The following is a 3,382-nucleotide window of genomic DNA, read 5'->3' on the forward strand; positions in this document are numbered from 1 at the left end:
CAGGTACGAGAGACGGCCGGAGATGATGCTGGTGGCGTTGCCCGTGAGGAGCAGGCCGTCCAGGCCCTCCGGGGCTTCGTGGAGCAGCGTCGACCCGTACTCCTGGGCGATGGCCCCGACGAACACGCCGGCCGCGCTCCTGTCGAGTGAGGTGGGGTCGATGCCGGCGCGCTCGAAGGTCTCCCAGGCGGTCTCCAGGAGCAGCCGCTGCTGCGGGTCCATGGTGAGCGCCTCACGCGGCGAGATGCCGAAGAATGCCTCGTCGAAGCGCCCGGCGCCGTCCAGGAAACCGCCGTTGCGGGTGTAGGACGTGCCCGGCTTGTCCGGGTCGGGGTTGATCAGGGTGTCCAGGTCCCAGCCGCGGTCGGTGGGGAACTCGCCGATCGCGTCGGTCTCGGACCGCAGGAGGTCCCACAGGTCCTCGGGTCCCGTGACCCCGCCGGGCAGCCGGCACCCCATGGCGACGACGGCGATGGCGTCGTCGTCCGGCGTGATGTCCGGGCGTACCGGTGGCGGGGACGTCACGGCCTCGGCCCCGGCGCGGCTCGCGTTCAGGTGCTCGGCCAGGGCGTGCGGGGTGGGGTAGTCGAAGACGGCGGTCGGGGCGAGCCGCAGACCCGTCACCGCGTTGAGCCGGTTGCGCAGTTCGACCGCGGAGAGCGAGTCGAAGCCGATGTCCTTGAACGCGCTGTCGGCGCGCACGGCATCCGGCGTCTCGTGTCCGAGGACCGCGGCGGCATGCCGGAGGACCATGGCGAGCAGAACCCGCTCGGCCTCCTGCGGCGACAGCCCGGCCAGCTCGGCCCCGGCGCCGTCGGCCTCGCCCGCGTCGGCGGCGGTACGCCGCGCGGCGGCACGCACCAGACCGCTCAGCAGCACAGGCACCCCTTCGGGGCGGCGGCGCAGCGCGGCCGGGTCGAAACGGGCCGCGACGCACGTGGCCGCGTCCCGGGTGACTGCGGCGTCGAGGAGCGCCAGTCCCTGCTCGGCGGTGAGCGGCCGGACCCCGTTGCGGGCGATGCGGTCGCGGTCGACGACGCCCAGGTGCGCGGTCAGGCCGCCGTCCTCCCAGAGGCCCCAGGCCACGGCGGTGGCGGGCAGCCCGAGCGAGCGCCGGTGCTCGGCCAGGCCGTCGAGGAAGGCGTTGGCCGCCGCGTAGTTGGCCTGTCCGACGCCGCCGATGGTGCCGGCGATCGACGAGAAGAGCACGAAGTACGCCAGATCCGCGTCGCGGGTGAGATCGTGCAGGTGCAGTGACGCGTCCACCTTGGGCCGCAGCACCGTGTCGACCTGTTCCGGGGAGAGACCGGTGACCATGCCGTCGGCGAGAAGACCCGCGCTGTGCACGACGGCGGTCAGCGGACGGTCGAGACCGTCGAGGACGACGGCCAGCGCGTCGCGGTCGGCCACGTCGCACGCCTCGACGCTCACGGAGGCGCCCATGGCGGTGAGTTCGCCGACGAGGTCGCCGACTCCTTCCGTTTCGCGTCCGCGTCTGCTCAGCAGCAGCAGATGGCGGGCACCGTGGGCGGCGACCAGGTGCCGGGCGGCGAGCCTGCCCACGCCGGTGGTCCCGCCGGTGACGAGGACGACCCCCTCGGGGTCCAGCCGGCGCGGCGCACCGGATGCCACGTCCGTGGCATGGGCCAGGCGGGGGACGCACAGTTCACCCGCGCGGACGGCGGTCTGCGGTTCTCCGGAAGCGGCCGCGGCAAGAAGCCCGGCCACGTCCGCGGCGCCGTCACCGGCATCCGTCCCGGGCTCCAGGTCGACCAGGCTGAGGCGTCCGGGGTGTTCGGCCTGCGCCGTCCTGACGAGGCCCCAGAGCGCCGTGCCGACCGGGTCGGTGACGCCGGAGGCACCGTCGGCCGGGACCGCGCCCCTGGTGGCGACGATCAGGCGCGTCTCCGCGTACCGCTCATCGGTCAGGTGACGCTGTACCTGTGCGAGCGTGTCCCGCACCCGGGCACGGGCCGCGGCCGCGGCGTCCGCCGCGTCCGGCGCCGGCCGGTCGAGCAGGAGCAGCGTGTCGGGGGAGACGCCGGAGGTGTCCTCCGTCAGGTCCGCCGCCTCGTGTGCGTCCACGCCTGCGTCGGCGAGGGCCCTGGCGAGTTCGGCGGCGCGACCGCCCACCACGAGCCATCGACCCCAGGGCCGCCGCTCGGGCGTGGACGCGAGGGCCCGCCACTCCGTGCGCAGCAGCATCCGCCGGACCGTCTCACCCGCCGCGGTCACCGTTCCGTCGGCCACGGGCCGCGTCAACAGCTTGCCCACGGAGACGACAGGGGCTCCCGAAGGGTCGACCGCGAGCAACGAGACGACCCCGGTCTCCGACCACGTCAGCCGGACTCGCAGGGTCGCGGCACCGGATGCGTGCAACTCCACGCCCTGCCAGGAGAACGGCAGACTGAGCGGCCCGGTGGCGTCCTGCTCGACCTCGTTCAGCACGTCGGCGTGGAGGGCCGCGTCGAGCAGCGCCGGATGAACGCCCCAGCCGTCGCTCTTCTCCCGCTCGGGCAGCGCGACCTCGGCGAAGACCTCCCCGTTCCGGCGCCAGACCGCCCGCAGGCCCCGGAAGACCGGGCCGTAGCCGTATCCGGCGCGGGCCATCCGCTCGTAGGCATCCGCGACGGCCACCTCCTCGGCACCCTGCGGCGGCCAGGTGGCGAGCGCCCCGGCCTGCTCCGAGCCGGTGGACGCAGGCGCGGGGCTCAGGAAGCCGCGGGCATGCCGGGTCCACAGCGGGCTGCCGGCCGGCTCATCGCTCCTGGGGGCCGAGTGGACGCTGACCGCCCGGCGCCCGGAGGTGTCCGGGGCTCCGACGGTCACCTGGAGGCTGAGAGTCTGCCGCGCGTCGACGACGAGCGGGCTCTCCAGGACCAACTCCTCCAGGGTTGACGCTCCCACCTCGTCCCCCGCGCGGATCACGGCCTCGACGAAGGCGGTGCCGGGCAACAGGACGGTCCCGTTCACCACATGGTCGGCGAGCCAGGGCTGGGCGGCCGTGGAGATCTGCCCGGTGAGGACCAGGCCGTCCTCCTCGGGGCGGTGCACCGCCGCGCCGAGGAGGGGGTGGCCCACGTCGTGCAGGCCGAGCGATCGGGGGTCACCGCCGGTGGAGGGGGTGAGCCAGTGGTGGGTGCCTTGGAAGGGGTAGGTGGGGAGGTCGGGGTGGAGGGGCAGGGGGGTGGGGCGTACGGGGATGCCGCTGGTGTAGGCGGTGGCGACGGACTCGGTGAAGTCCTGTGTGTCGCCGCGGTCGCGGTGCAGCGTGCCGAGGACGACCGGTTCGGCACCGGCCATTTCCTGCAGGGTCTGCTGGACGGGGAGGGTGAGTACCGGGTGGGGACTTACTTCGATGAAGGCGGTGAGGCCTGCTTCG

The 3,382-nt window shown here is 74.3% G+C and carries 1 protein-coding gene; it reads right to left on the reverse strand.

Annotation, left to right across the window (positions count from 1 at the left end):
* On the reverse strand, nt 1-3,303 hold a 3,303-nt coding region (locus tag ACSLTV_RS35920), incomplete at its 3' end, for an SDR family NAD(P)-dependent oxidoreductase (protein ID WP_435613712.1).
* Between the last annotated feature and the right edge of the window lie 79 nt (nt 3,304-3,382).

The organism is Streptomyces sp. bgisy159 (assembly GCF_965341775.1).
Taxonomy (GTDB): Bacteria; Actinomycetota; Actinomycetes; order Streptomycetales; family Streptomycetaceae; genus Streptomyces.